The sequence below is a fragment of the Enterocloster clostridioformis genome, assembly GCF_020297485.1.
GTDB classification, from domain to species: domain Bacteria; phylum Bacillota; class Clostridia; order Lachnospirales; family Lachnospiraceae; genus Enterocloster; species Enterocloster clostridioformis.
In genome coordinates this window covers 1,182,405-1,205,906 of sequence record NZ_JAIWZC010000001.1, presented here as the reverse complement: position 1 = coordinate 1,205,906, position 23,502 = coordinate 1,182,405, and the positions used below count along the sequence as shown (strand labels likewise).

The following is a 23,502-nucleotide window of genomic DNA, read 5'->3' as shown; positions in this document are numbered from 1 at the left end:
AGCTATGACATTGAAGGAAGCAATGAAGAGCATTAAGCCCGCCAGCCAGGCCCTCAGGCGTCAGGCAGAGCGGCGCTGGGACCAGGTGGCCAAGCCTTTGGGAAGCCTGGGAGTCCTGGAGGAGGATATCATACGCATAGCCGCCGCATCCGGCAGCCTGGCAGTCAGCCTGCACCCCAGGGCTATTGTGGTCATGTGCGGGGATAACGGCATTGTAAAGGAAGGCGTGACCCAGACCGGACAGGAGGTTACCGCCATTGTGGCAGGGAACATGGCTCAGGGAAATTCATGTGTATGCCTTATGGCCCGTCAGGCAGGGGCTGACGTAATTCCTGTGGATGTGGGCATGGCCTGCCGTGACGCGGTTCCCGGCGTGGTGAACCGGAAAGTGGCATATGGGACAAAGGATTTCCTGGAGGCTCCTGCCATGACCAGGGAGGAAACGGTGAAGGCCATGGAGGCAGGAGCAGATATGGCCGTGGAGCTGAAAGAAAGGGGCTATGTGCTGGCCGGCTCCGGAGAAATGGGAATTGGCAATACCACTACCAGCAGCGCCCTTCTTTCCGTACTTTTGGATGTGGACCCCGAACGGGTGACGGGCCGGGGGGCCGGTCTGACCACGGCTGGTTACAACCGCAAGGTGCAGGTCATAAGGGAAGGAATCCGCATTCACAGGCCGTCCGGAGAGGATCCGGTGGACGCGCTGTCCAAAGTGGGCGGTTTGGATTTGGCGGCCCTGACCGGCTTTTACATTGGATGCGCGGCCTGCGGCCTGCCGGTGGTGCTGGACGGACTCATAACAGGGGTGGCCGCTCTGGCAGCCGTCCGAATCAGCCCGGATGTAAAAGAGTATCTGCTGGCCTCCCACGTTTCAGCCGAGCCTGCCGGGACAATGGTCCTGGATGCCCTTGGCCTTAAGCCCGCTATTTCCGCGGGAATGTGTCTGGGGGAGGGCACCGGCGCAGCGGCCCTGCTTCCGCTTTTAGATATGGCGGCGTCTGTGTACACCCGGATGAGCAGCTTTGATGAGATCCATGTGGATGCCTATGAGCATCTGGTGTGATTGGGATTAACAGGATATCATGAAGATAGGAGACCAAGGATGATTACTCTGGTGACAGGCGGAAGCGGCAGCGGAAAATCAGAATATGCAGAAGGGCTTATTCTGGACTCCTCCTGTTCCCGCCGTTTTTATGTAGCTACCATGATTGCATATGGAAAAGAGGGAAGGGATAAGGTGGAGCGCCACCGTATGCTCCGACAGGGAAAGGGCTTCATCACCATCGAAAAGCCCCGGGATGTGGGAAGGGTGATGTTTGAAGAACATGAGGCCGGTTCAGGCGCTTCATCCCGGGCAGACCGGGCTCTTTTGCTGGAGTGCGTATCCAACCTGGCGGCCAATGAGATGTTTAAGGATGAGGAGACAGGGGAAGCGGAGGCAGGAGAGCAGCAGGGCAGTCCGATCCAATGCCTGTCCCATAAGATTGCGGGGGACATCATTTCCCTGGCCGGACAGGTTCGGGATATGGTGATTGTTACCAATGAAGTGGACCGGGATGGAATCTGTTACGGACCTGAAACAATGGAGTATATCCGTCTCATGGGCTGTCTGAATCAGAAGCTGGCATCTGCCGCGGACCGGGTGGTGGAGTTGGTTCACGGCATTCCCGTGCTCTGGAAGCCCATCTCAGGACAGGCAGCGGTTGGGGCTGACTTGACAAGAAGGGAGTGTCAGGGAGAATGAACGGACTTTATTCCTGTATCATAGCAGTTTCCATGTATTCCAAGATACCCATGCCCAACGTGGAGTGGACCGGGGAGCGCATGCGCTATGTCATGTGCTTTTTTCCTCTGGTGGGGCTTGCTCAGGGGGCGGTCCTGGGCCTTTGGCTCCATCTTGCCCTGGATGTGCTGAATCTGTCCGCGGCCGTTTCGGCTCTCGTGGGGGCAGCCGTTCCCCTGCTGGTAACCGGAGGAATTCATATGGACGGTTTTCTGGATACCATGGATGCCGTTCATTCCTATGGTGACAGAAGCAGAAAGCTGGAGATCCTGAAAGACCCCCATCTGGGAGCTTTTGCGGTCATTTCCTTTGGCGTTTACATGATGCTCTATCTGGGGGTTTTTCATGAATACCTGTCCCTTGTCCTGAGGGAGGAAATGAGGGACAGATATTTTCTTTATGCGGTTCCCTGCCTTGTGTTTGTGATGGAGCGGGCCTTCAGCGGCCTTTCCGTGGTCACATTTCCCCAGGCCAAAAAGCAGGGCCTGGCAGCCGGATTTGGCGGGGCAGCGAAAAAAAGGACGGATAGCCTGGTTCTGCTTCTGTGGATGCTTATTTGCCTGGTAACAGGCGCTGCAGCCGCTCGGATGGGCTGTCGCGGGGCGGTGGTACTGGCAGTAGTCCTGCTTATGACCCACCTGGCCGTGTTTATATGGTATTACAGGATGTCTGTGAAACAGTTTGGCGGAGTGACGGGGGATTTGGCCGGATGCTTTCTGCAGGTTTGCGAACTGGCCGGTCTGACGGCGGCCACAGTCCTTTTTAAAGCAGGCTTGATGGGAGGAATGTAGGAATGATTTTAGTAACAGGGGGAAGCTCCCAGGGAAAGAGGGAGTTCGTCAGGCAGTACCTGGGGGGACAGGATACAGAACCCGTTGTTTGGACAGAGGGCGCGGAGGCTTCCTGGGAGGAATTTATGGACGGCAGGTTCTGCCGTGATTTCCAGCTCTTTGTCAGGCGGGTGATGGAGGGCAGCGTGGTCCCCTACGGCCATGAACCTGAGGGGCCGGTCACGGAACAGCTTCTGGAGGAGCTGTTTGCCGGACCAGAGGACCGTGTTCTGGTGACAGACGAGACAGGCTGCGGCATCGTGCCCGCAGATGCCTTTGAACGCCTGTACCGGGAGGAGACGGGGCGGTTGTGCTGCCGGATTGCAGGGGAGGCGGAGGAAGTGTGGCGGGTGTGCTGCGGGATAGGGATGCGGATTAAATGACGAGGTAGGTAGACATGGATATGACGTGGCTGGATTTATGGAAATTTCACGGTGCGGCCCTGCTGGCGGGATGTGTGATTGACTGGATCATAGGGGATCCTCTGTGGCTTCCCCATCCGGTGCGCCTTATGGGAACCATGATTGCCGGGATGGAACAGCGGCTCGGAAGATGGACAGAGGGAACGGGAAGGAAAGGGCAGTCCCGGGCAGGGGCCATCCTTGCCGCCTCCATGTGTATGATATGGTGGTGTATTCCATGGGCAATCGTTCACGCGGCGGAACTTCTGTGGCCTGCCTGGGCCTGGGCCGCACTTCTGCTGGCAGAGGGGTTCCTGTGCAGTTTCATGCTGGCTGCCAGGGGACTGTATACAGAAAGCATGAAGGTGTGCCGCAGCCTGGAGGCAGGCCGCACAGAGGAGGCCAGATACAACGTATCCATGATTGTGGGAAGGGATACCTCGGTGCTGGATGAGGGCGGAATTGCCAGGGCAGCAGTGGAGACAGTGGCTGAAAATGCCTCTGACGGTGTCATTGCCCCCCTTTTGTTTATGGCTCTTCTGGGACCGGCAGGAGGCACGCTGTACAAGGCTGTCAACACCATGGATTCCATGGTGGGATACAAAAATGAAAGGTACCTGTATTTCGGGCGCTGTGCAGCCAGGCTGGACGACCTGCTTAATCTGGCGCCGGCCAGGCTGACCGGTATACTGATGGTTTTGGGTGCATGGGTTTTGCCGGGCATGGACGGGGCTCATGCCTGCAAGGTGTTCTTTCGGGACAGGAAACGCCATGCCAGCCCTAATTCTGCCCACGGTGAGGCTGCCTGCGCAGGCGCCCTTCATCTGCGTCTGGCCGGGGATGCCTGGTATTTCGGAACCCTTCATAAAAAGCCGTATATCGGGGATGACCACAGGAAAATTGAACCGTCGGACATAAGGCGTGCAAACCATCTCATGTTTTTTGCGGAGGGGATGATGGTCTTTGGGCTGGCTGTGATGATTTTGCTTTTGTGATATCGGCCGGTGCGTGTTTGGAATGACAGATGTAAAAAGGACATACGGAGGTTATTATGGAATATCAACACGGCGGGGACATATACAGCCAGGACATACAGATGGATTATTCTGCCAATATCAATCCCCTTGGCATGCCGGAGGCGGTCAGGCAGGCTCTGAGGGACTGCCTGGAGAGGGAAGTCTGCAGCCTGTACCCGGACAGCCGGTGCAAAAAGCTGAGACAGGCCCTGGGCAGGCATCATGGGGTGGAGGAACAATGGATTATCTGCGGAAACGGGGCAGCTGATTTGATATTCGGCCTGGCAGCCGCGCTGCGCCCTGTGCGCGGGCTGGTGACAGCCCCGGCCTTTTCCGAGTATGAGCAGGCGCTGAGGTCGGTGGGATGCAGGACCGACTATTATTATCTCAGGTGGGATGCGGGATTTGCCCTGGATGCGGCGGGGATGTGCGGCTGTGTCCGGGAGGCGGCAGAGAGAGGCGAGCCCTACGATGTGGTGTTCCTGTGCAATCCCAACAATCCCACAGGAATACCCGTGAAAAAGGAAGAGGTTGAGCAGCTGGCAGATACCTGTGAGCGTCTGGGGGCTTATCTGGCAGTGGACGAATGCTTCTGCGATTTCCTGGATGCTTCGGAATCATATTCCGTCATACCCGGCCTGGCCCGGTTTAAGCATCTGTTTGTGCTGAAGGCATTTACAAAGCTGTACGCCATGGCAGGGCTGCGGCTGGGCTACGGCCTGTGCAGCGACGAAAGCCTGCTGGAGCGGCTCCGGGCAGTGCGCCAGCCCTGGTCCGTGTCGGGGCCGGCCCAGTGCGCCGGCGTGGCGGCCCTTGGAGAGACGGATTTTGTGGAGCACACGAAAGAGGTGATTAAGGGGGAACGGGAGAGGCTTTCAGGCGCCCTCCATGACCTGGGCTTTCAGGTATATCCCTCACAGGCCAATTATCTGTTTTTTCGGGACCGGAAAGAGGACGGGACTCTGGAGAAAGGCCGTCTTTACCAGGAACTGCTGCGCCGCCGCATACTGATTCGCAGCTGTGCCAATTATCCGGGGCTGGACTCATCCTTTTACCGTATCTGTGTTAAACTGAGACAGGACAATGAACAGCTTATCCGGGAAATGGCCCGGGTGCTTGAGAGGAGGAAACCATGTCTGAACATACGAAGCCAATAATGATTCAGGGAACCATGTCCAATGCGGGAAAGAGCATCCTGGCAGCCGGTCTGTGCCGTATTTTTCACCAGGACGGCTACAGGACAGCGCCCTTTAAATCCCAGAACATGGCCCTTAATTCCTACATAACCCCGGAAGGGCTGGAGATGGGACGGGCCCAGGCCGTACAGGCGGAGGCGGCTGGAATTGTTCCCCATGCGGACATGAATCCCATTCTTTTAAAACCTACCACAGATGTGGGAAGCCAGGTTATCGTCCATGGGATTTCCAGGGGCAATATGAAGGCCAGGGATTATTTCGCCTGTAAGAAATCCCTGGTGCCGGATATCATGGCCTCCTACCGGCGGCTGGAGGAACAGTACGATGTCATCGTCATAGAGGGCGCCGGAAGCCCGGCCGAGATTAACCTGAAATCCGATGATATCGTGAACATGGGCATGGCGGACATGGCGGACGCCCCGGTGCTTCTGGTGGGGGACATTGACAGAGGCGGTGTCTTTGCCCAGCTCTATGGCACGGTGTCCCTGCTGACAGAGGAGGAGAGGAAGCGGGTAAAAGGATTGATCATCAACAAATTCAGAGGCGACAGGTCCATACTGGAGCCCGGAATTTCCATGCTGGAGGAGCTGTGCCATATACCGGTGGTGGGAGTGATACCCTACATGGACGTGGACATCGAGGATGAGGACAGCCTGAGCAGCCGGCTGGAGACAGGTAAGAGCAAAGCCCCTGCCGCGGTGGATTTGGCAGTGATTCGTTTTCCGCGTATATCAAATTTTACGGATTTTAATGTGTTTTCAGGAATCCCGGGGGTGTCGCTGCGCTATGTCACAAAGGCCTGTGACCTTGGCAGCCCCGACATGGTTATCCTTCCCGGCACCAAGAATACCATCCATGACTTGCTTTGGATGCGCCAGAACGGTCTGGAGGCTGCAATCCTTAAACTGGCGGACCGTCAGGTGCCTGTGTGGGGAATCTGCGGCGGCTACCAGATGATGGGAGAGGTGCTGGAGGATGCAATGGGGGTGGAGTCAGACCTCCCTTCCCGGACAGCCGGAATGGGCCTTCTTCCCCTTAAGACGGAGTTTGAGGAAGAAAAGATAAGGACCCGGGTGGAAGGCGCGTTCGGCGAGTTGGACGGCTGTCTTTGCGGACTGTCCGGAAAATCCATTGAGGGATATGAGATTCATATGGGCCGCACGTACATTGACCGGGAAGAGGGGGCCGCGGACACGGCCAGAATCGTTTCCTGGCGCAGGGAACCGGAAATATGCCGCCCTTTGGGCTATGTGATGGAGACGGGAAAGGACAGGATTTTATCCAGACAGGCCAGGATGGATGGGTGGAACAGGGGAAATATCTACGGTACCTATATCCACGGAATCTTTGACAGCCCCCAAATAGCCAGGACAGTGGCAGAAGCCCTGGCCGCGGCAGAGGGCCTATGCCTGGAACAGGCGGCGGATATGGATTACCGCGCTTACAGGGAACAGCAGTATGATAAGCTGGCGGAATCGCTCAGGGAACATCTGGACATGGATGCCGTGTACAGAATCATGGGCATCAGCCCAAAAGAAAAAGGAGAGGAGAAGCCGGATGACGGATATACAGTTGGAACAGGTATTGCCGGGAGATATTGAGAGGCGCAGTTTTGAGCTCATACAGGAGGAACTGTCCTTACAGGGCATACATCTGAAGCCTGAAAATGAAATGGTTATCAAGAGGGCCATCCACACCACGGCGGATTTTGACTATGCACAAAACCTGATATTTTCCGGTCAGGCAGTGAAAAAGGGGATAGATGCCTTAAAAGCCGGCGCTGTCATTGTCACGGATACCAATATGGGGCTGTCCGGGATCAATAAAAAAAGGCTGTCCGCCCTGGGCGGGGAAGCCTTCTGTTTCATGGCAGATGAGGATGTGGCGTTACAGGCAAAGGAACAGGGCACCACCAGGGCTGTGGCCAGCATGGAAAAGGCGGCCAGGCTCTATGGTTTGCAGGAGCGTCCGCTGATTTTTGCCGTGGGCAATGCGCCCACGGCCCTGGTCCGCATTTATGAGCTCATAGAGGAAGGTCTGGCCGCCCCCGCCCTTGTCATCGGCGTTCCGGTGGGATTCGTGAATGTGGTCCAGTCAAAGGAACTGATTCTGACCCTGGAGGATACGCCGTATATTGTGGCAGGGGGAAGAAAAGGCGGCAGCAATGTTGCCGCCGCCATCTGTAACGCTCTGTTATACCAGATTCCCGTGTAAAGTCTTTCTATTTCCGGCCGCTCCAGCAGTAGGTGCAGAGCTTGCAGGGGGAGATACCGATGGATTTCACCAGGTCATCCAGCCTGTGGTAACGCAGGGTGGTGAATCCCAGGCGCTTGCGGATTTCCTCAATCATCTCTTTGTAATTGGCGCTGTCCGGGTCCGTGTAGGTGTTCAGCACATCCCGGGACACATCGTCGCCCTCCCTGTCCCGTATGATGCGTCTGGTAATCAGGTCCAGCTCTGAGGTGGAACGGGAGAAGTTAAGATAGGGGCATCCGAACATAAGGGGAGGGCAGGCCGGACGTATGTGGACTTCCTTTGCACCGCTCTGGTACAGGAATTCCGTTGTCTCACCCAGCTGGGTGCCCCGCACGATGGAGTCGTCGATGAGCAGCAGCTTCTTTCCGCGGATCAGAGCGTCCACAGGAATCAGCTTCATGCGGGCGATCAGGTTTCTCTGTCCCTGGTTCTGGGGCATGAAGGAGCGCGGCCAGGTGGGGGTGTATTTGATGAAGGGACGGGCAAATGGAATGCCGGATTCATTGGCATACCCGATGGCGTGGGCGATGCCTGAGTCAGGAACGCCCGCAACCACTTCGGGCTGCGCGTCATCCCTCTTTGCCAGCAGCTTTCCGCACTCGTAGCGCATGCTCTCCACATTAATGCCCTCGTAGCTGGATGTGGGATAGCCGTAGTATACCCACAGGAAGGAGCATATCTTCATTTCTTCCCTGGGAGGGCTGACCGTCTCCGCGCTCTCAGGCGTCATATATACGATCTCGCCGGGCCCCAGTTCTTTGTAGTCCGTATATCCCAGATTGATGTAAGCAAAGCTTTCAAAGGAGGCGCAGTAGGCGTCCTCCTTGCGCCCGATGACAATGGGGGTCCTTCCGAATTTATCCCTGGACGCATAGATTCCTTCCGGGGTCAGTAACAGGATGGACATGGAGCCCTCTATTTTTTCCTGGGCATAAAGAAGCCCCTCCACCAAGGTGGATTTCTGGTTGATAAGGGCAGCCACCAGCTCTGTTGCGTTGATGCGACCGTGACTCATTTCCATAAAATGAATGTGGCCGTTTTCGTAGGCTGATGCCACCAGCTCCGCCTCGTTGTTGATTTTTCCCACTGTGGTTATGGCAAAGCTGCCCAGGTGGGACTGTATCAGAAGGGGCTGGGGTTCGGTGTCGGAAATACATCCGATTCCCAATGTTCCCTCAAGCTCGTCCAAATCCCCGTCAAACTTCGTACGGAAGGGAGTGTTTTCAATATTGTGGATGGATCTTGTAAAGCCCTGGCTGCCGTATACGGCCATTCCGCCTCTTTTTGTCCCCAGATGGGAGTGATAATCCACTCCGAAAAACAAGTCCAGGGTACAGCTGTTTTTTGATGCAACACCAAATATTCCGCCCATATGTCATACCTCTTTTATCTATGTGTTTGCTTTACGTCTTCACGATTGATTACGGCTCTGTCTGCCGGTTACGGACTTATCATAACATATATTAGTGGTACAGGACAATATTATTGATATATTATTTATACTTATGAAAAACTATAAGCATGCCAGGAAGAGTTTTCCGGTGAATATTCACTTGCGCACCGGGATGACAATTCCATGCATTTGAGGTATACTTGTGATAAATCTTCAGGAGCTTTCAGATGTACTTCGGAGAGGAGGCTTGTAAATGACAGAATCAGATGGACAGAATGAACAGGAGATACGGGCCATCCGCCTGACAGTGGCGCAGGATGGCAGCGGTGACTATGATACGGTAGGCGCGGCCCTGGCGGCCTTGGGAGACAAGGAGGGACCGCCGGCCCGTATTTATATAAAAAAGGGCGTGTACAGAGAACGGCTGGAAATTAAAAGGCCGGGAATCACATTGGAGGGCCAGACAGCCGGCGGCACCGTCATTACCTGCGGACTGTCTGCCGGGATGACCATGGAGGACGGCAGCAAGCGGGGAACCTTCCGCACCTACAGTGTGCTGGTGGACACCCACGATTTTACCGCAAGGAACCTGACCATTGAAAACAGCGCCGGTCCGGGCGAAGCGGCGGGACAGGCGCTGGCCCTGTATGCGGACGGAGACCGGATACTGTTTAAGGGATGCAGGCTGCTGGGAGGCCAGGACACACTTTTCACGGGCCCTCTTCCCCCGAAAGAGATAGAAAAGAACGGATTCATCGGACCAAAACAGTTTTCACCCAGGATAAACGGGCGCCACTGCTACCGGGACTGCTTTATACGCGGGGATATAGACTTTATATTTGGAAGCGCCACAGCCTATTTTGACAGGTGTGAGCTGTACTCTGCCGGCCGGGATACAGAGAGAAAGGGGTATGTGACCGCCGCGTCCACCCCCAGGGGCCAGAAATACGGGTATGTGTTCCGAAACTGCCGGTTTACAGGAAACAGCTCCCGTGAAAGCGTCTACCTGGGCAGGCCCTGGAGGGATTACGCCAGGACGGTACTCATTGACTGCTATCTGGGGCCCCACATATGCCGTGAGGGATGGCATGACTGGGATAAAAAGGACGCGCGGTCCACATTGTTTTACGGGGAATACGGAAACTATGGACCGGGGGCGGCGGGCCGGGAGGCATCGGAACAGGGTAAAAGGGACCGGGGGACATCAAGGCCGGACTGGGTTTCCATGCTTACCCGTGATCAGATACAGGACTACACCATGGAACAGGTTCTGGGCGGAACGGACGGGTGGAATCCCGGGCATATATTGTAAGAAGGAAGGGATAAACGTATGGATTTATACCGTATCATACTGGTGGACGACGAGGAAGAGGTCAGGCAGAGTATCATCAGGAAAATTGACTGGAGGGGAGCCGGTTTCTGCGTGGTTGGGGATGCGGAAAACGGGGAGGAGGCCCTGGAGAAAGTGGAGGCCCTGGAGCCGGACCTGATACTGACGGACATCAGGATGCCCTTTATGGACGGCCTTTCCCTGGCTGAACGGGTGAGGCAGAAATATCCCTCGGTTAAAATCGTGATTTTTTCAGGCTACGATGATTTTGAGTATGCCAAGCAGGCCATAAAGCTGAATGTGACGGAGTACATCCTGAAGCCTGTGAATGTGGAGGAGCTGACTGCCATCTTAAAGCGCATCAAATCCAACCTGGACGATGAGATCGAGCAGAAAAGGAATGTGAGCCTGCTGCGTGAAAATTATATTCGCAGCCTTCCCATTCTCAGGGACCAGTTTTTAAACGAGCTGGTGGGAAGCACTGTGCCCGGAAATGTACTTAAGGAAAAGCTGGCTGAGTATGATATCCCGCTGGCAGGAGCCAAGAAGTGGGTGGCCGCGGCCATTGACATAGAGCCGGAGGAGATCCGGGAGGGGAATATGCTGCCTCTCCACAAGGAGAGGGACCTGATTCCCATTTCCGTCATGCAGATAGTGGAGGAGAAGCTGGGGAACTATTGCCGTTCTTCCGTATTCACTTCCTCCAGGACCTCCTGGTCTGAGCTGGCCCTTATTGCTGCCATTGATGAGGATAACAGCCAGACAGGACTGATTGACGTTCTGGGGGATATCTGCAAGGAGACAAAGAAGATTCTGGAGGTGCCCATCACCATTGGCATCGGCCACAGCTGCCAGGACCTGGGGGAGATCAGCGGCTCCTATAAGGCGGCCGTGGACGCCCTTGGCTATAAGGCCATCGTGGGAGCGGGAAGCACCATCTACATCAATGACGTGGAGCCTGTAAGCGGGGGAAAGCTGAGTTTTGACAGCAAGGACGAAGCGGAACTCATTGCGGCCATCAAGTTCGGCCCCAGGGAGAAGATAGAGGAAGCAGTACAGGCGGTCATGGATAAAATGAGCGATGCAAAGGTGCATTTCAGGCAGTGCCAGGCATATATGCTCAGCGTGTCCAGCTCCATTGTCCAGCTGATTCAGCAGTATGACCTGGACCTGGAACAGCTGACGGAGGAGGGGGAGGAGCAGGGGGATACCTTTGCCGTCATACCCAGGATGATGAAAAAGGAGGACTTTGCCCACTGGCTTCTCTCGGCCGCCCTCAGGATGAACCAGGCCATGAACCGGGAGCGGGATAATACCATGAAGCAGGTCATCCAGAAGGCCAGGGAATATATTATTGACAATTACCAGGACCCGGATTTATCCGTGGAGAAGATATGCCGCCAGCTGCACATGAGCCCGGCCTATTTCTCCACCATGTTCAAGAAGGAGACAGGGCAGGCATATACCGCCTACCTGACCCAGGTCCGCCTGGACAAGGCAGTGGAGCTTCTCAACAAGACCGATGACAAGACCTATGTCATAGCGGCCAAGGTGGGATACCAGGAGCAGAATTATTTCAGCTATGTGTTTAAGAAGCGTTTCGGGGTCTCGCCCACCAAGTTCAGAGGGGCAAAATAGATACAACAGGCCTGCGGTGCCGCTTATGGCGGGAAGGGGCAGGCAGCGTAAAGGAGCAGGGGACATGTTGTTTGAAAAGCAGAGGGTTAAGCTGCAGAAGGCCAGTATACGGTATATCATATTCATCTACTTTACGCTGACGGCCCTGGCCGCCAGTATATTCATAGGCATTTCCCTGTATTCCAGGCTGTCGGGCCAGATGTCCGCCACCATCCGGGAGGAGAACCAGATACTGATTAATCAGATCACCCGGTCCATGGAGGATTACCTGCGGACCGTAATGAAGCTGTCTGATTCCCTGTACTACGGGGTGGTCAAGAACGCGGACCTGGCCAGCGGATCCATCGGAAGCGAGATGACCCTTCTCTATGACAACAACAAGGACAATGTGGAGAATATTGCCCTTTTGTCCAAGGAAGGAAAGCTGCTGGAAGCCGTGCCTGCTGCCCGCCTTAAGACTAATGTGGATGTCACCGGGGAAAACTGGTTTACCTCCACCCTGGAGAAAACGGAGAATATGCATTTCTCCACGCCCCATGTCCAGTACATCTTTGACGGCAGCGAGAACCAATACCGGTGGGTCATTTCCCTGTCAAGGGCAGTGGAAATCACCCAGGGACCTTCCACGGACCAGGGAGTCCTGCTGATTGACATACGCTACAGCAGTCTGGAGCAGCTCTTTGACGGGGTAAATCTGGGAAACGGAGGCTATGTCTACTTAATCAGCAGCAGCGGGGAAATCATATACCACCCCCAGGCCCAGCTTATTGACTCGGGAATCGTCCGGGAGAACAACCTGGAGGTATCCGGACTCAGGGACGGCAATTACCGTCAGACCGTGGACGGGGAGGAACGGACCGTCACGGTTAAGACCGTGGGATACACAGGCTGGAAGGTGGTGGGGGTGACGCCTCTTGACGGCGTGTCCCTCAACAATATCAAGACAAAGCTTCTGGTAATTTTCATGATTGCCTTTGTCCTTTTTATCATGACCATCATCAATTCCTATATCTCCTCCAGGATAACGGACCCCATCAAGGAGCTGGAGAAATCCGTCAATGAAATTGAGGCAGGCAATCTGGAGACAGAGGTCAGGAGCGGAGGTTCCTACGAGATACAGCATCTGGGCAATTCCATACAAAACATGGCCCGGCAGATAGGGCGGCTTATGGACGATATTGTGGCGGAGCATGAATCCAAGCGAAAGAGCGAGTTCGACACCCTCCAGGCGCAGATTAACCCCCATTTCCTATATAACACCCTGGATATTATTGTGTGGATGATTGAAAATGAGAACCTGACCGACGCGGTGCGGGTCGTGACGGCCCTGGCCAGGTTTTTCCGAATCAGCCTCAGCAGGGGAAAAAGCATTATAGCTGTCAGGGATGAGCTGGAGCATGTGCGCAACTACCTTATGATTCAGCACATGCGCTATAAAAATAAGTTTACCTATACCGTGGAAGCAGAGGATGAGGTCCTTGACCTGGCCAGTCTCAAGCTTATCCTCCAGCCTCTGGTGGAAAATGCCATCTATCACGGCATGGAATTCATGGACGGCGACGGGGAAATCCGTATCCGGGCATGGCGTCAGGACAAGGATTTATTCATGAGTGTCTCGGACAACGGCCTGGGGATGACACGGGAGCAGGTGAAACGGCTGTTCGGGGACACGGACCATGTGCCGTCGGGCAGGGGATCCGGTATCGGAGTGAAGAATGTCCACCAGCGTATCCGTCTGTATTTTGGAAATGGCTACGGACTGGAAATCCAGTCGGAGCCGGATGAGGGGACCACGGTCACGGCCCGTCTGCCGGCCATCCCCTACGGGGAAGTAAAGAAAGAGGGAGCCTATGTTAAATAAAGGAAAAATACTCTGGTGCATATGGGCCGGCATCCTGATCCTGCTGTTTTTGATGTCCTCCACGGATCTGATTATCAAGGAAAAGAAAATCGAGGTATATCCGATTTCCGTCATCATAGAGGGGGACAACGACGACTATTATGTGAATTTCAAAAAGGGTATGGACCAGGCCGCGGTGGAGTTCCATGGGGATGTCAGCTTCATCACCCTTTATGCCGACCATGACCAGGCCCAGCAGATGGAGCTGGTAAAACGGGAAATCAGGGACGGTACCAGGGCTGTGATCCTGGCTCCGGTAAAGCCTGAGGAGGCGGTAAGAAAATTGGAGGATATGAACCCCGGCTGCCCCGTCATCCTTCTGGGCCAGTCTCCGGATGAGGGCACAGCTTTGGATACCATCGGCGCGGACGGCAGGGAGATTGGAAGGCTGCTGGGAGAGGCGGCGGCTTCCCAGGCACCCAGGGATGTGCCGGTCTATCTCTTTTGCGGGGGGCTGGACTATGGGGACAGTGCCTGGGTCTACGAGGGGGTCAGGACTGTGCTGGATGAGCAGGGGTATCATTACCGGCTCATTGAGAGGAAAAACCAGGACACATACCGTCAGGCCATACAGGAAACAGACGCTCCCGGAGGCGGCAGGATTACCATTATAGCACTGGATGTGCAGTCGCTGGACCAGGCCACCCGGATACTGGAGGAAAACACCATATACCAGGGCAGGGTGGCGGGACTCTACGGCGCCGGAAGCACCACATCACTGCTCAGGGCCCTGGACAAGGGAATTGTCACAGGGCTGACTGCCTATGACCAGTTTGACGAGGGATATTTAAGCGTGAAGCAGGCAGTGGAAGCTATCCAGGGCACGCGCCAAAAGCAGAACACCGTGCTGGAGGCCATCTATGTGGATGAGGATAAGCTGAGGGATAAGGCATACGAGAAAATGCTCTATCCCATTGAGTAAGGGCAGTTGTGATGAAAAGAAACGTAATAAGGTAAGGAAAGGGGCATTGCGGTGAAACGGAATTGGATGTATCTATTGGCAGCCTGTATGGGAGCGGCTGTCCTCATAGGGGTGTGGCAGTACATGGGAAGGGAAAACGGGCGGCAGATGGATAAGAACTCCATCCGCATCGGGGTTCTGCTCTACCGGGGGGACGACACCTTCATCGGTACCCTGCGCTCCGGCCTGGAGGACAGGGCAAAGGAATATGAACAGGAAACAGGGATCAAGGTGAAGTTGGATATCATGGACGCCAAGGGGAGCCAGAATACCCAGAACAGCCAGGTGGAGCGTCTGATCTCCCTGGGCTGCGATGCCCTGTGCATCAACAGCGTGGACCGTTCGTCGGCATCCATCATCATAGACAAGGCCATGGATGCAGGAACTCCGGTGGTGTTCTTTAACCGGGAGCCGGTGGAGGAGGACATGAACCGCTGGGAAAAGCTGTACTACGTGGGAGCGGACGCCAAGGAATCCGCCGTGCTCCAGGGAGACATCCTGGTGGATGCCTATAATCAGGATACACGAACCCTGGACGCCAACGGCAACGGACTGGTAAGCTATGTGCTTCTGGAAGGGGAAACCAGCCATCAGGACTCCCTGATCCGCACGGAGTGGTCCATCCAGACCTTAAAGGACGGGGGCGTACCTTTGGAGAAGATTACGGGAGGAATCGCCAACTGGGACAGAAGCCAGGCATCAGCCCTGATGGAGCAGTGGCTGAAGGAGTATACGGGCCAGATTGAACTGGTGGTCAGCAACAACGACGACATGGCCCTGGGAGCCATTGACGCCATAAACCGGGCCGGAATCGGGGCCAATTCCATCAAGGTGGTGGGGATTGACGGCACCCCTGTGGGCATAAAGGCCCTGGAGGAAGGATATCTTTTCGGCACAGTGGAATCAGATAAGGAACGCTATTCCCGGGTCATATTTGACATTGCCTGGAGCCTGTCCCTGAACCAGGCTCCAAAGGACAGGGTGCCTCAGCTGGATGGAAATTATTACTGGTGCCCACAGAGGGCTTTGACCCAGGCTGAGGCAAAATTGCTTAAAAACCAGTGATGTATCATAAAAACACCGACGGAAAAAGATAAAATCGAAGAAATTTTATAATCATTCTATAAAAATCATATGGAAAAATGCACAACCGGGTCGTATAATAATCTTGTTGTTAAGCAAAAACAACCAAAGACAACAAAACTATAAGGGAGGAATTAAAAATGAAGAAAGCATTAAGTGTTGCTCTTGCGTGTTCCATGGCATTATCACTGGTTGCCTGCGGAGGCGGCAGCAAGCCAACGGAAGCACCAACCACAGCAGCTGCAGGGGATACCACAACCGAGGCAGCAGCAGACACAACCGCGGCAGACACGGCAGCGGCACCGGAAGCAGGCGCAGAGGTGGCAAACAAGGATAAGCCTTTAGTATGGTTCAACCGCCAGCCATCCAGCAGTGCTACAGGACAGCTTGATATGACAGCCCTGAATTTCAATAAGGATACATATTATGTAGGGTTCGACGCAAACCAGGGTGCTGAGCTTCAGGGAATCATGGTTAAGGACTACATCGAGAAGAACATCGACTCAATTGACCGTAACGGCGACGGAATCATCGGCTACGTTCTGGCAATCGGAGACATCGGACATAACGACTCTATCGCACGTACAAGAGGTATCCGCAAGGCTCTCGGCACCGCGGTAGAGAAAGACGGCAGCGTCAACAGCGATCCTGTTGGTACAAACGCAGACGGTACAGCAACGGTTGTACAGGACGGCTCCATCGAAGTTGGCGGAAAGACATACGTTGTCCGTGAGCTTGCTTCCCAGGAGATGAAGAACTCCGCAGGAGCTACATGGGATGCTGCCACAGCAGGCAATGCAATCGGCACATGGTCTTCCTCTTTTGGCGATCAGATTGATGTTGTTGCATCCAATAACGACGGTATGGGCATGTCCATGTTCAACGCATGGTCCAAGGACAACAAGGTTCCTACATTTGGCTATGACGCAAACAGCGACGCAGTAGCAGCTATCGCAGAGGGCTACGGCGGCACTATCAGCCAGCATGCAGACGTACAGGCTTACCTGACTCTTCGCGTACTGCGCAACGCACTGGACGGAGTTGATATTGATACAGGTATCGGCACAGCAGACGATGCAGGCAATGTCCTGAGTTCTGATGTATATGTTTACAAGGCAGATGAGCGTTCCTACTACGCACTGAACGTTGCTGTTACCGCTGAAAATTATACAGATTTCACAGATTCCACAATGGTATACGCACCTGTATCCAATCAGCTGGATGAGGCTGCCCATGCCACAAAGAATGTATGGCTGAATATCTACAACTCAGCTGATAACTTCCTTGGATCGACCTATCAGCCTCTGCTTCAGAAATACGATAAGCTTCTCAACCTTAAGGTTGACTACATCGGCGGCGACGGGCAGACAGAGTCCAATATTACAAACCGTCTTGGAAATCCAAGCCAGTATGACGCATTTGCCATCAACATGGTTAAGACAGACAATGCAGCTTCATACACATCTCTGCTTGAGCAGTAATATTCATTGAAATAAAGATGTACTGTTATTAGGGAGAAGAAATTCTCCCTAATATTAAAATTGAAACCTATCAATCTACATATACAGGAGTAAAATAATGGCAGATAAGAAAGATGATATCGTCTTATCAATACGCGGTATGAGCAAGTCCTTCGGCCGGAACAGAGTTCTGGACCATATCAGCCTGGATGTGAAGCGCGGAACCGTTATGGGGCTTATGGGTGAGAACGGAGCTGGTAAGTCAACCATGATGAAGTGCCTTTTCGGCACCTACCAGAAAGACGAGGGAAATATCTTCCTGAACGGCAGGGAAGTAAGCTTTTCCGGACCAAAGGATGCTCTTGAAAACGGCATTGCAATGGTTCACCAGGAATTGAATCAGTGTCTGGAACGGAATGTAATTGACAATTTATTCCTCGGACGTTATCCGGTCAATTCCATGGGTGTAATTGATGAAGGCAGGATGAAAAAGGAAGCAGCCGAGCTCTTTAGAAAATTGGGAATGACCGTTAACCTCACTCAGCCCATGAGCCGCATGTCCGTATCACAGAGGCAGATGTGCGAAATCGCCAAGGCCATCTCCTACAATTCAAGGGTGATTGTTCTGGATGAGCCTACATCCTCCCTGACCGTGCAGGAGGTTAATAAGCTCTTCGAGATGATGAGGATGTTAAAGGAGCAGGGAATCGCCCTGATTTATATTTCCCACAAGATGGATGAGATTTTTGAAATCTGCGATGAGATATCAGTGCTTCGGGACGGCAATCTGGTTATGACAAAGAGCACCAAGGATGCAAACATGAATGAGCTGATTGCGGCAATGGTCGGCCGTTCCCTTGATAACCGGTTCCCGCCTGTTGACAATACCCCCGGTGATGTGATTCTGTCCATCCAGAATCTGTCCACAAAGTTTGAGCCTCACTTGCAGGATGTTTCATTTGACGTAAAAGAAGGAGAAATATTCGGGCTGTACGGTCTGGTAGGAGCAGGGCGCACGGAACTTCTGGAAACAATCTTTGGTGTCCGCACCAGAGCGGCGGGACGTGTTTATTTTAATAACCGTCTTATGAATTTCAGCAGCGCAAAGGAAGCCATGGAGCATGGTTTTGCCATGATTACCGAGGAGCGGAAGGCAAATGGCCTGTTTTTAAAAGGGGACCTTACCTTTAATACCACCATTGCCAATCTGCAGCAGTATATGTCGGGCATAGCGCTTTCCGATGCAAAGATGATAAAGGCCACGTCAAACGAAATCAAGATCATGCACACCAAGTGCATGGGCCCCGACGATATGATTTCCAGCCTTTCCGGCGGAAATCAACAGAAGGTCATTTTCGGAAAGTGGCTGGAGCGCAGTCCGCAGGTGTTTATGATGGACGAACCTACACGAGGAATCGACGTGGGCGCAAAGTATGAAATATATGAGCTTATCATCAATATGGCGAAGCAGGGGAAGACAATCATCGTTGTTTCTTCTGAGATGCCGGAGATTCTCGGAATTACAAACCGTATTGGTGTTATGTCAAATGGACGTCTTTCCGGAATTGTTAATACAAAAGAGACAAATCAGGAAGAACTTTTAAGGCTCAGTGCAAAATACCTATAAGGGGGATTCATGGATATGGCGAAAGGAAACAATGAGACTCTTACGGCTGAACAGGAAATGCAGCTGCGCCAGCCAATTGAGGATTATGTTGGCGAAATTCAGAAAAAAATCGACAGTCTCAGAGAGGACGGCACAAACAGGGTAGTCACTCTGCAAAATAGTATTGATGCAACAAAGAGAGACCGTTCCCTTACAAAGGAAGAAAGGGAAAACAGAATTGCGGCTAACAGCGCGGAGATGGAAAAAGCAAAGGCTGTTGAGGCAAAGAACAAGGATGAGATTGCAAAATTAATCTCCGATGCGGAGAGTTACCTTAAGGCACATTTTGATAAGGATTATTATCTGCCGTTAAAGGAAAGCTGTGAGCGGGAAAAAGCGCTTGCAAAGGAAAAATACGACATTAAAGTTGCGGAACTGAACAAAGAACATGAAAATACCCTCTCAAAGCTTACGGACCATCAGGAGATAAAGGATGAGAAGTATGTTCATAAGAACCGCCTGTTTGACGCAAAGATGGACCTGGACAAGGAGCTTCAGCGGATCAAGGACAGAAGGCATGCGGCATTTGTCTGGCAGTATCACCTGATTGACATGCTCCGCCTGTCTAAATTCACCTTCATGGAGACCAGGGCGCAGAAATGGGAGAACTATAAATATACATTCAACCGCAGGACATTCTTACTGCAGAATGGACTGTATATCGCTATTATCCTGATTTTCATCGGACTGTGTATCGCTGCGCCGGTGATAAAGAATGTTCAGCTGCTTACCTATAATAACGTTTTAAATATCTTGCAGCAGGCTTCTCCGAGAATGTTCCTGGCTCTGGGCGTTGCCGGACTCATCCTCCTTACCGGTACGGACCTTTCCATAGGACGTATGGTTGGTATGGGCATGACCACCGCGACAATCATCATGCATCAGGGCATCAACACAGGCGCTGTGTTCGGACACGTGTTTGACTTCACAGGCATGCCCATTGGAGTAAGAGTGGTATTTGCCCTGGTAATGTGTATCATCTTATGTACATGCTTTACGGCCATCGGAGGTTTCTTTACCGCTAAATTCAAGATGCATCCGTTCATTTCAACCATGGCCAACATGCTGGTCATTTTTGGACTTGTAACATATGCCACAAAGGGTGTATCCTTTGGCGCCATTGAACCGGCTATTCCAAAGATGATTATTCCAAAAATAAACGGGTTCCCAACCATTATCCTGTGGGCAGTGGCTGCCATCGTAATCGTATGGTTCATCTGGAACAAGACCACCTTCGGCAAGAATTTATACGCAGTAGGCGGCAATCCGGAAGCAGCAGCTGTTTCAGGTATCTCCGTATTCGGAGTAACCATGGGAGCATTCATTCTGGCAGGCATCCTTTACGGATTCGGATCCTGGCTGGAATGCGCAAGAATGGTAGGTTCCGGCTCCGCTGCTTACGGGCAGGGCTGGGAGATGGATGCAATCGCAGCCTGCGTGGTCGGCGGCGTATCCTTTACAGGCGGTATCGGTAAGATTTCAGGCGTAGTAGTCGGCGTGCTTATATTCACCGTGCTCATCTACTCCCTTACCATTCTCGGTATCGACACAAACCTTCAGTTCGTATTTGAAGGTATCATCATCATAACCGCTGTAACACTTGACTGCTTGAAGTACGTACAGAAGAAGTAGTGGGAAGTTAGGTGCTTCCGTCCGTGATTGAAATAAGTCTGGGGGCTGTGGATACGGCTGCGGGACTAGTATTTCTAGGACGCTGAAAATCGGCTAAATACAAGAGGCTGGCTGCCAAAACTCGCGGCCAAGCCTCTTTTTATATTTAGGTACTGAACTCAAACAGTTGTCAGCCAGCCTCTTAACGCCGCTTTCCACCGTCCAAGAACTACACGCTTAGCATATAAAATACTAGCCCCGCAGCTGTATCCCAATCCCCCTCTCCCTTTCCCTCACGGACGGAGGAACCTCCCCCTCCCCTGCATCTACTACCATCCACAAGCCAACCTGCTATTTTGATACTCCCTGGTAAACGTAACATCCCTCCCAAACCACTCCGGGGGCTGGAAGGACATGGCTTCTTCTTCGGTGGTAAATTCCACCTCGGCCAGGACGAGGCCGGCGTAGCGGCCTTCAAAGACGTCCAGCTCAATGGTCAGATGATCTGAGTTATCCAGAGGGATGAGATAACGCTTTTTGGTGAGTACGGAGCCGTCGGCCTTGGGAAGCAGGTGGGCGTAGGCTTCGCGGGTCAGCGGAAGGTTGTATTCTTCCCTGGACAGGAGTCCCTTGCCCTTATAGGTGAGGCAGAAGTCCTCATCCTCCTGGCGGATGCGGACTACCGGGTCAGTGCAGAGATAGGCCTGTTCAATCTGGTGGAAGGGATGGGTGTCATAGCCCTCCGGAAGACAGGGAACCAGGAATTTACGTTCGATTTCCATATGGGAAAACCTCCTTGCTGTGATTGTCGATTAGTGGATTTTACTAACTATTTTTATTTTTTCCATTTTACAATCATATCATTTAACTCTTTTCCTGAAAAGTGATAAATGATAAAATAAAATTACTATGCGATAAATGGCGGAAAGGGAGATTATCATGGCAAAGGTTTATGCATTTCTTGCGGATGGACTGGAAGAGGTTGAATGTCTTGCGGTTGTGGACGTGCTCCGGCGTTCCGGTGTGGAGGTGACACTGGTGTCTGTTACAGGAGACAGGAAAGTAATTGGTTCTCATGGAATTGAGTTGGTGACTGACGCCCTGTTTGATGATGTGGATCCGGATGTGTCAGATGTGCTGTTTTTGCCCGGAGGAATGCCGGGAACAAACAATCTGAAAGCACATAAGGGTCTGAGGGCGGCTGTGGAGTGCGCCAACAAGCAGGGCAGAAGGATTGCGGCCATCTGCGCGGCGCCAAGCATCCTGGGGAGCATGGGGCTCTTAAAGGGCAGGACGGCCACCTGCTATCCGGGATTTGAGGACCAGCTTACAGGCGTGTCCTACACCAGCCAGGGTGTTGTGACGGACGGCAACATCACCACCGGCAGGGGCCTGGGATTTGCCCTTGACATGGGACTGGAACTGATTCGCCTGCTTCAGGGTCCCCAGCAGGCCCAGAAGATTGCAGCGGCAATCCAGTATAACTGGAAATAGTATCCGGATGAGAAAAACTCCTGTTCTGTTCTATATCATATGGATGTGGGATGGAATGGAAGTTTTTTTTGTAAAAAACGCTGGTGTTTTTAAAATGAGCATGCTATAATGGTACATTGAAGTGTAGCGCCCTCATGGATTATGGGCGAACCACATATATTTTAAGGAGGAACCCGTAAAAATGAGTGTACAAGTAGAAAAATTAGAAAAAAACATGGCCAAACTGACAATAGAGTTAAGCGCGGAGCAGTTTGAGGATGCAATGAAAAAAGCCTTCAATAAGAGCAAGAACAAGTTTAATATTCCAGGCTTCCGTAAGGGCAAAGCACCTCGCGCCGTGATTGAAAAGATGTATGGCGAAGGCATTTTTTATGAGGATGCCGCTGATGAAGCCATCAACGCAACCTGCATGGAGGCAATGAATGAAAGCGGACTGGAGATCGTTTCCAGACCGGAAGTTGCCGTAGATCAGATTGGCAAGGACAAGCCGTTCATCTATACCGCAACCGTAGCCGTAAGGCCGGAAGTGACCCTGGGCGAGTACAAGGGCATCGAGGTAGAGAAGGTGGATGCAGCTGTTAAGCCGGAGGATGTGGAAGCAGAGCTCAAGAAGGTTCAGGAGCAGAACGCAAGACTTCTGACCGTAGAGGACAGACCGGTTGCTGACGGCGACCAGACCGTCATCGACTTTGAGGGATTTGTTGACGGCAAGACATTTGATGGCGGCAAGGCAGCTGATTACCCATTGACCATTGGTTCCCATTCCTTTATCGATACATTTGAGGAGCAGCTGGTTGGCAAGAACATCGGAGAAGAGTGCGAGATTAACGTAACCTTCCCGGAAGAGTATCATGCGGCTGAACTGGCCGGAAAGCCGGCAACCTTTAAGGTGACTGTAAAGGAAATCAAGGTAAAGGAACTTCCGGAACTGGATGATGAGTTTGCAGGAGAGGTTTCTGAATTTGACACTCTGGATGAATACAAGAAGGATATTGAGTCAAAGATTCTTGAGAGAAAGCAGAAAGAAGCTGCTTCCGAAAACGAGAACCGTGTAGTTGACAAAGTAGTGGCAGGCGCTTCCATGGAGATTCCTGACAGGATGGTGGAAGGCCAGATTGACAACATGGTTCAGGATACAGCCCGCCGTATGGAGAGCCAGGGTCTGTCCATGGATCTGTACATGAAGTATACAGGTATGACCATGGAGCAGATGAGAGAGCAGATGAAGCCACAGGCCTTAAAGAGAATCCAGACCAGACTGGTGCTTGAGGAAGTTGTAAAGGCTGAGAACCTGCAGGTTTCCGACGAAAGACTGGATGAGGAGATTGCCAAGATGGCGGCCGCTTACCAGATGGAGGCTGACAAGTTAAAAGGTTATATGTCAGACCGTGATAAGGACCAGATGAAGGAAGATATTGCTGTTCAGGAAGCGGTTGATTTCCTGGTGGCAGAAGCAAAACTGGTATAATTCACATATGATACGG

20 protein-coding genes are annotated in these 23,502 nt (G+C 52.8%); 18 read left to right on the top strand and 2 right to left on the bottom strand.

Features of this window, described 5'->3' with window-relative positions; all coding sequences use genetic code 11:
- Nucleotides 1–4 precede the first annotated feature (4 nt).
- From cobT to LA360_RS05990, 8 genes are read left to right on the top strand one after another with little or no spacing between them, the layout of a single operon-like run.
- Nucleotides 5–1,063, top strand: coding sequence for a nicotinate-nucleotide--dimethylbenzimidazole phosphoribosyltransferase (cobT, locus tag LA360_RS06025; RefSeq protein ID WP_057571668.1), 1,059 nt, complete (start codon nucleotides 5–7; stop codon nucleotides 1,061–1,063).
- Between the two features lie 39 nt (nucleotides 1,064–1,102).
- A complete protein-coding gene (locus tag LA360_RS06020) occupies nucleotides 1,103–1,744 on the top strand; it encodes a bifunctional adenosylcobinamide kinase/adenosylcobinamide-phosphate guanylyltransferase (RefSeq protein ID WP_022202889.1) in 642 nt (213 codons plus the stop codon).
- Nucleotides 1,741–2,574 carry an adenosylcobinamide-GDP ribazoletransferase gene (locus LA360_RS06015; protein WP_057571666.1) on the top strand — a complete coding sequence of 278 codons (834 nt, stop codon included), beginning with the start codon at nucleotides 1,741–1,743 and terminating at the stop codon, nucleotides 2,572–2,574. Before LA360_RS06020 ends, LA360_RS06015 begins: the two co-directional genes overlap by 4 nt.
- Nucleotides 2,575–2,576: 2 nt before the next feature.
- Complete coding sequence (locus tag LA360_RS06010; protein WP_057571665.1) at nucleotides 2,577–2,996, top strand: bifunctional adenosylcobinamide kinase/adenosylcobinamide-phosphate guanylyltransferase; 420 nt, start codon at nucleotides 2,577–2,579, stop codon at nucleotides 2,994–2,996.
- A gap of 14 nt (nucleotides 2,997–3,010) precedes the next feature.
- Complete coding sequence (cbiB, locus tag LA360_RS06005) at nucleotides 3,011–4,009, top strand: adenosylcobinamide-phosphate synthase CbiB (protein ID WP_057571664.1); 999 nt, start codon at nucleotides 3,011–3,013, stop codon at nucleotides 4,007–4,009.
- 56 nt (nucleotides 4,010–4,065) lie between these two features.
- Nucleotides 4,066–5,187, top strand: a complete 1,122-nt coding sequence (locus LA360_RS06000; RefSeq protein WP_022202886.1) for a pyridoxal phosphate-dependent aminotransferase — start codon at nucleotides 4,066–4,068, stop codon at nucleotides 5,185–5,187.
- Nucleotides 5,163–6,827 (top strand): cobyric acid synthase, encoded by a 1,665-nt coding sequence (locus LA360_RS05995; protein WP_089775524.1) that lies wholly within the window; start codon nucleotides 5,163–5,165, stop codon nucleotides 6,825–6,827. The genes LA360_RS06000 and LA360_RS05995 overlap by 25 nt, the downstream gene beginning before the upstream one ends.
- The gene (locus LA360_RS05990) at nucleotides 6,784–7,440 is read left to right on the top strand and encodes a precorrin-8X methylmutase (protein WP_002583726.1); all 657 of its coding nucleotides are present in this window, start codon (nucleotides 6,784–6,786) and stop codon (nucleotides 7,438–7,440) included. Before LA360_RS05995 ends, LA360_RS05990 begins: the two co-directional genes overlap by 44 nt.
- Nucleotides 7,441–7,447: 7 nt before the next feature.
- Here the strand turns inward: LA360_RS05990 and LA360_RS05985 are convergent, their stop codons facing one another.
- A complete protein-coding gene (locus LA360_RS05985; protein ID WP_022202884.1) occupies nucleotides 7,448–8,854 on the bottom strand; it encodes an amidophosphoribosyltransferase in 1,407 nt (468 codons plus the stop codon).
- A 274-nt stretch (nucleotides 8,855–9,128) separates the two neighbouring features.
- On the opposite strand from LA360_RS05985, the gene LA360_RS05980 reads away from it, so the two are divergent.
- The 8 genes from LA360_RS05980 (at nucleotide 9,129) to LA360_RS05945 (ending at nucleotide 20,545) form a co-directional block, all read left to right on the top strand.
- Nucleotides 9,129–10,187, top strand: coding sequence for a pectinesterase family protein (locus tag LA360_RS05980; protein ID WP_022202883.1), 1,059 nt, complete (start codon nucleotides 9,129–9,131; stop codon nucleotides 10,185–10,187).
- A gap of 18 nt (nucleotides 10,188–10,205) precedes the next feature.
- Complete coding sequence (locus tag LA360_RS05975; protein ID WP_022202882.1) at nucleotides 10,206–11,843, top strand: response regulator transcription factor; 1,638 nt, start codon at nucleotides 10,206–10,208, stop codon at nucleotides 11,841–11,843.
- Nucleotides 11,844–11,907: 64 nt separating this feature from the next.
- Nucleotides 11,908–13,704 carry a sensor histidine kinase gene (locus LA360_RS05970; protein ID WP_022202881.1) on the top strand — a complete coding sequence of 599 codons (1,797 nt, stop codon included), beginning with the start codon at nucleotides 11,908–11,910 and terminating at the stop codon, nucleotides 13,702–13,704.
- Entirely contained in the window at nucleotides 13,694–14,665 is a 972-nt protein-coding gene (locus LA360_RS05965) for a substrate-binding domain-containing protein (RefSeq protein ID WP_022202880.1), read from the top strand. Before LA360_RS05970 ends, LA360_RS05965 begins: the two co-directional genes overlap by 11 nt.
- Nucleotides 14,666–14,716: 51 nt before the next feature.
- Entirely contained in the window at nucleotides 14,717–15,769 is a 1,053-nt protein-coding gene (locus tag LA360_RS05960; protein ID WP_302549285.1) for a galactose ABC transporter substrate-binding protein, read from the top strand.
- Nucleotides 15,770–15,927: 158 nt separating this feature from the next.
- Nucleotides 15,928–17,268, top strand: coding sequence for a substrate-binding domain-containing protein (locus tag LA360_RS05955; RefSeq protein WP_021894807.1), 1,341 nt, complete (start codon nucleotides 15,928–15,930; stop codon nucleotides 17,266–17,268).
- Between the two features lie 97 nt (nucleotides 17,269–17,365).
- Nucleotides 17,366–18,874 (top strand): sugar ABC transporter ATP-binding protein, encoded by a 1,509-nt coding sequence (locus LA360_RS05950; RefSeq protein ID WP_021894806.1) that lies wholly within the window; start codon nucleotides 17,366–17,368, stop codon nucleotides 18,872–18,874.
- 15 nt (nucleotides 18,875–18,889) lie between these two features.
- On the top strand, nucleotides 18,890–20,545 hold the full coding sequence (locus LA360_RS05945) for a galactose/methyl galactoside ABC transporter permease MglC (protein WP_022202879.1): 1,656 nt from the start codon (nucleotides 18,890–18,892) through the stop codon (nucleotides 20,543–20,545).
- Between the two features lie 308 nt (nucleotides 20,546–20,853).
- Here LA360_RS05945 and LA360_RS05940 read toward each other — a convergent pair whose 3' ends face one another.
- The gene (locus LA360_RS05940) at nucleotides 20,854–21,306 is read right to left on the bottom strand and encodes a CYTH domain-containing protein (RefSeq protein WP_022202878.1); all 453 of its coding nucleotides are present in this window, start codon (nucleotides 21,304–21,306) and stop codon (nucleotides 20,854–20,856) included.
- Between the two features lie 157 nt (nucleotides 21,307–21,463).
- On the opposite strand from LA360_RS05940, the gene LA360_RS05935 reads away from it, so the two are divergent.
- Nucleotides 21,464–22,018 (top strand): DJ-1 family glyoxalase III, encoded by a 555-nt coding sequence (locus tag LA360_RS05935; protein ID WP_022202877.1) that lies wholly within the window; start codon nucleotides 21,464–21,466, stop codon nucleotides 22,016–22,018.
- A gap of 181 nt (nucleotides 22,019–22,199) precedes the next feature.
- Nucleotides 22,200–23,486 carry a trigger factor gene (tig, locus tag LA360_RS05930; RefSeq protein ID WP_022202876.1) on the top strand — a complete coding sequence of 429 codons (1,287 nt, stop codon included), beginning with the start codon at nucleotides 22,200–22,202 and terminating at the stop codon, nucleotides 23,484–23,486.
- The last annotated feature ends 16 nt before the right edge of the window (nucleotides 23,487–23,502 follow it).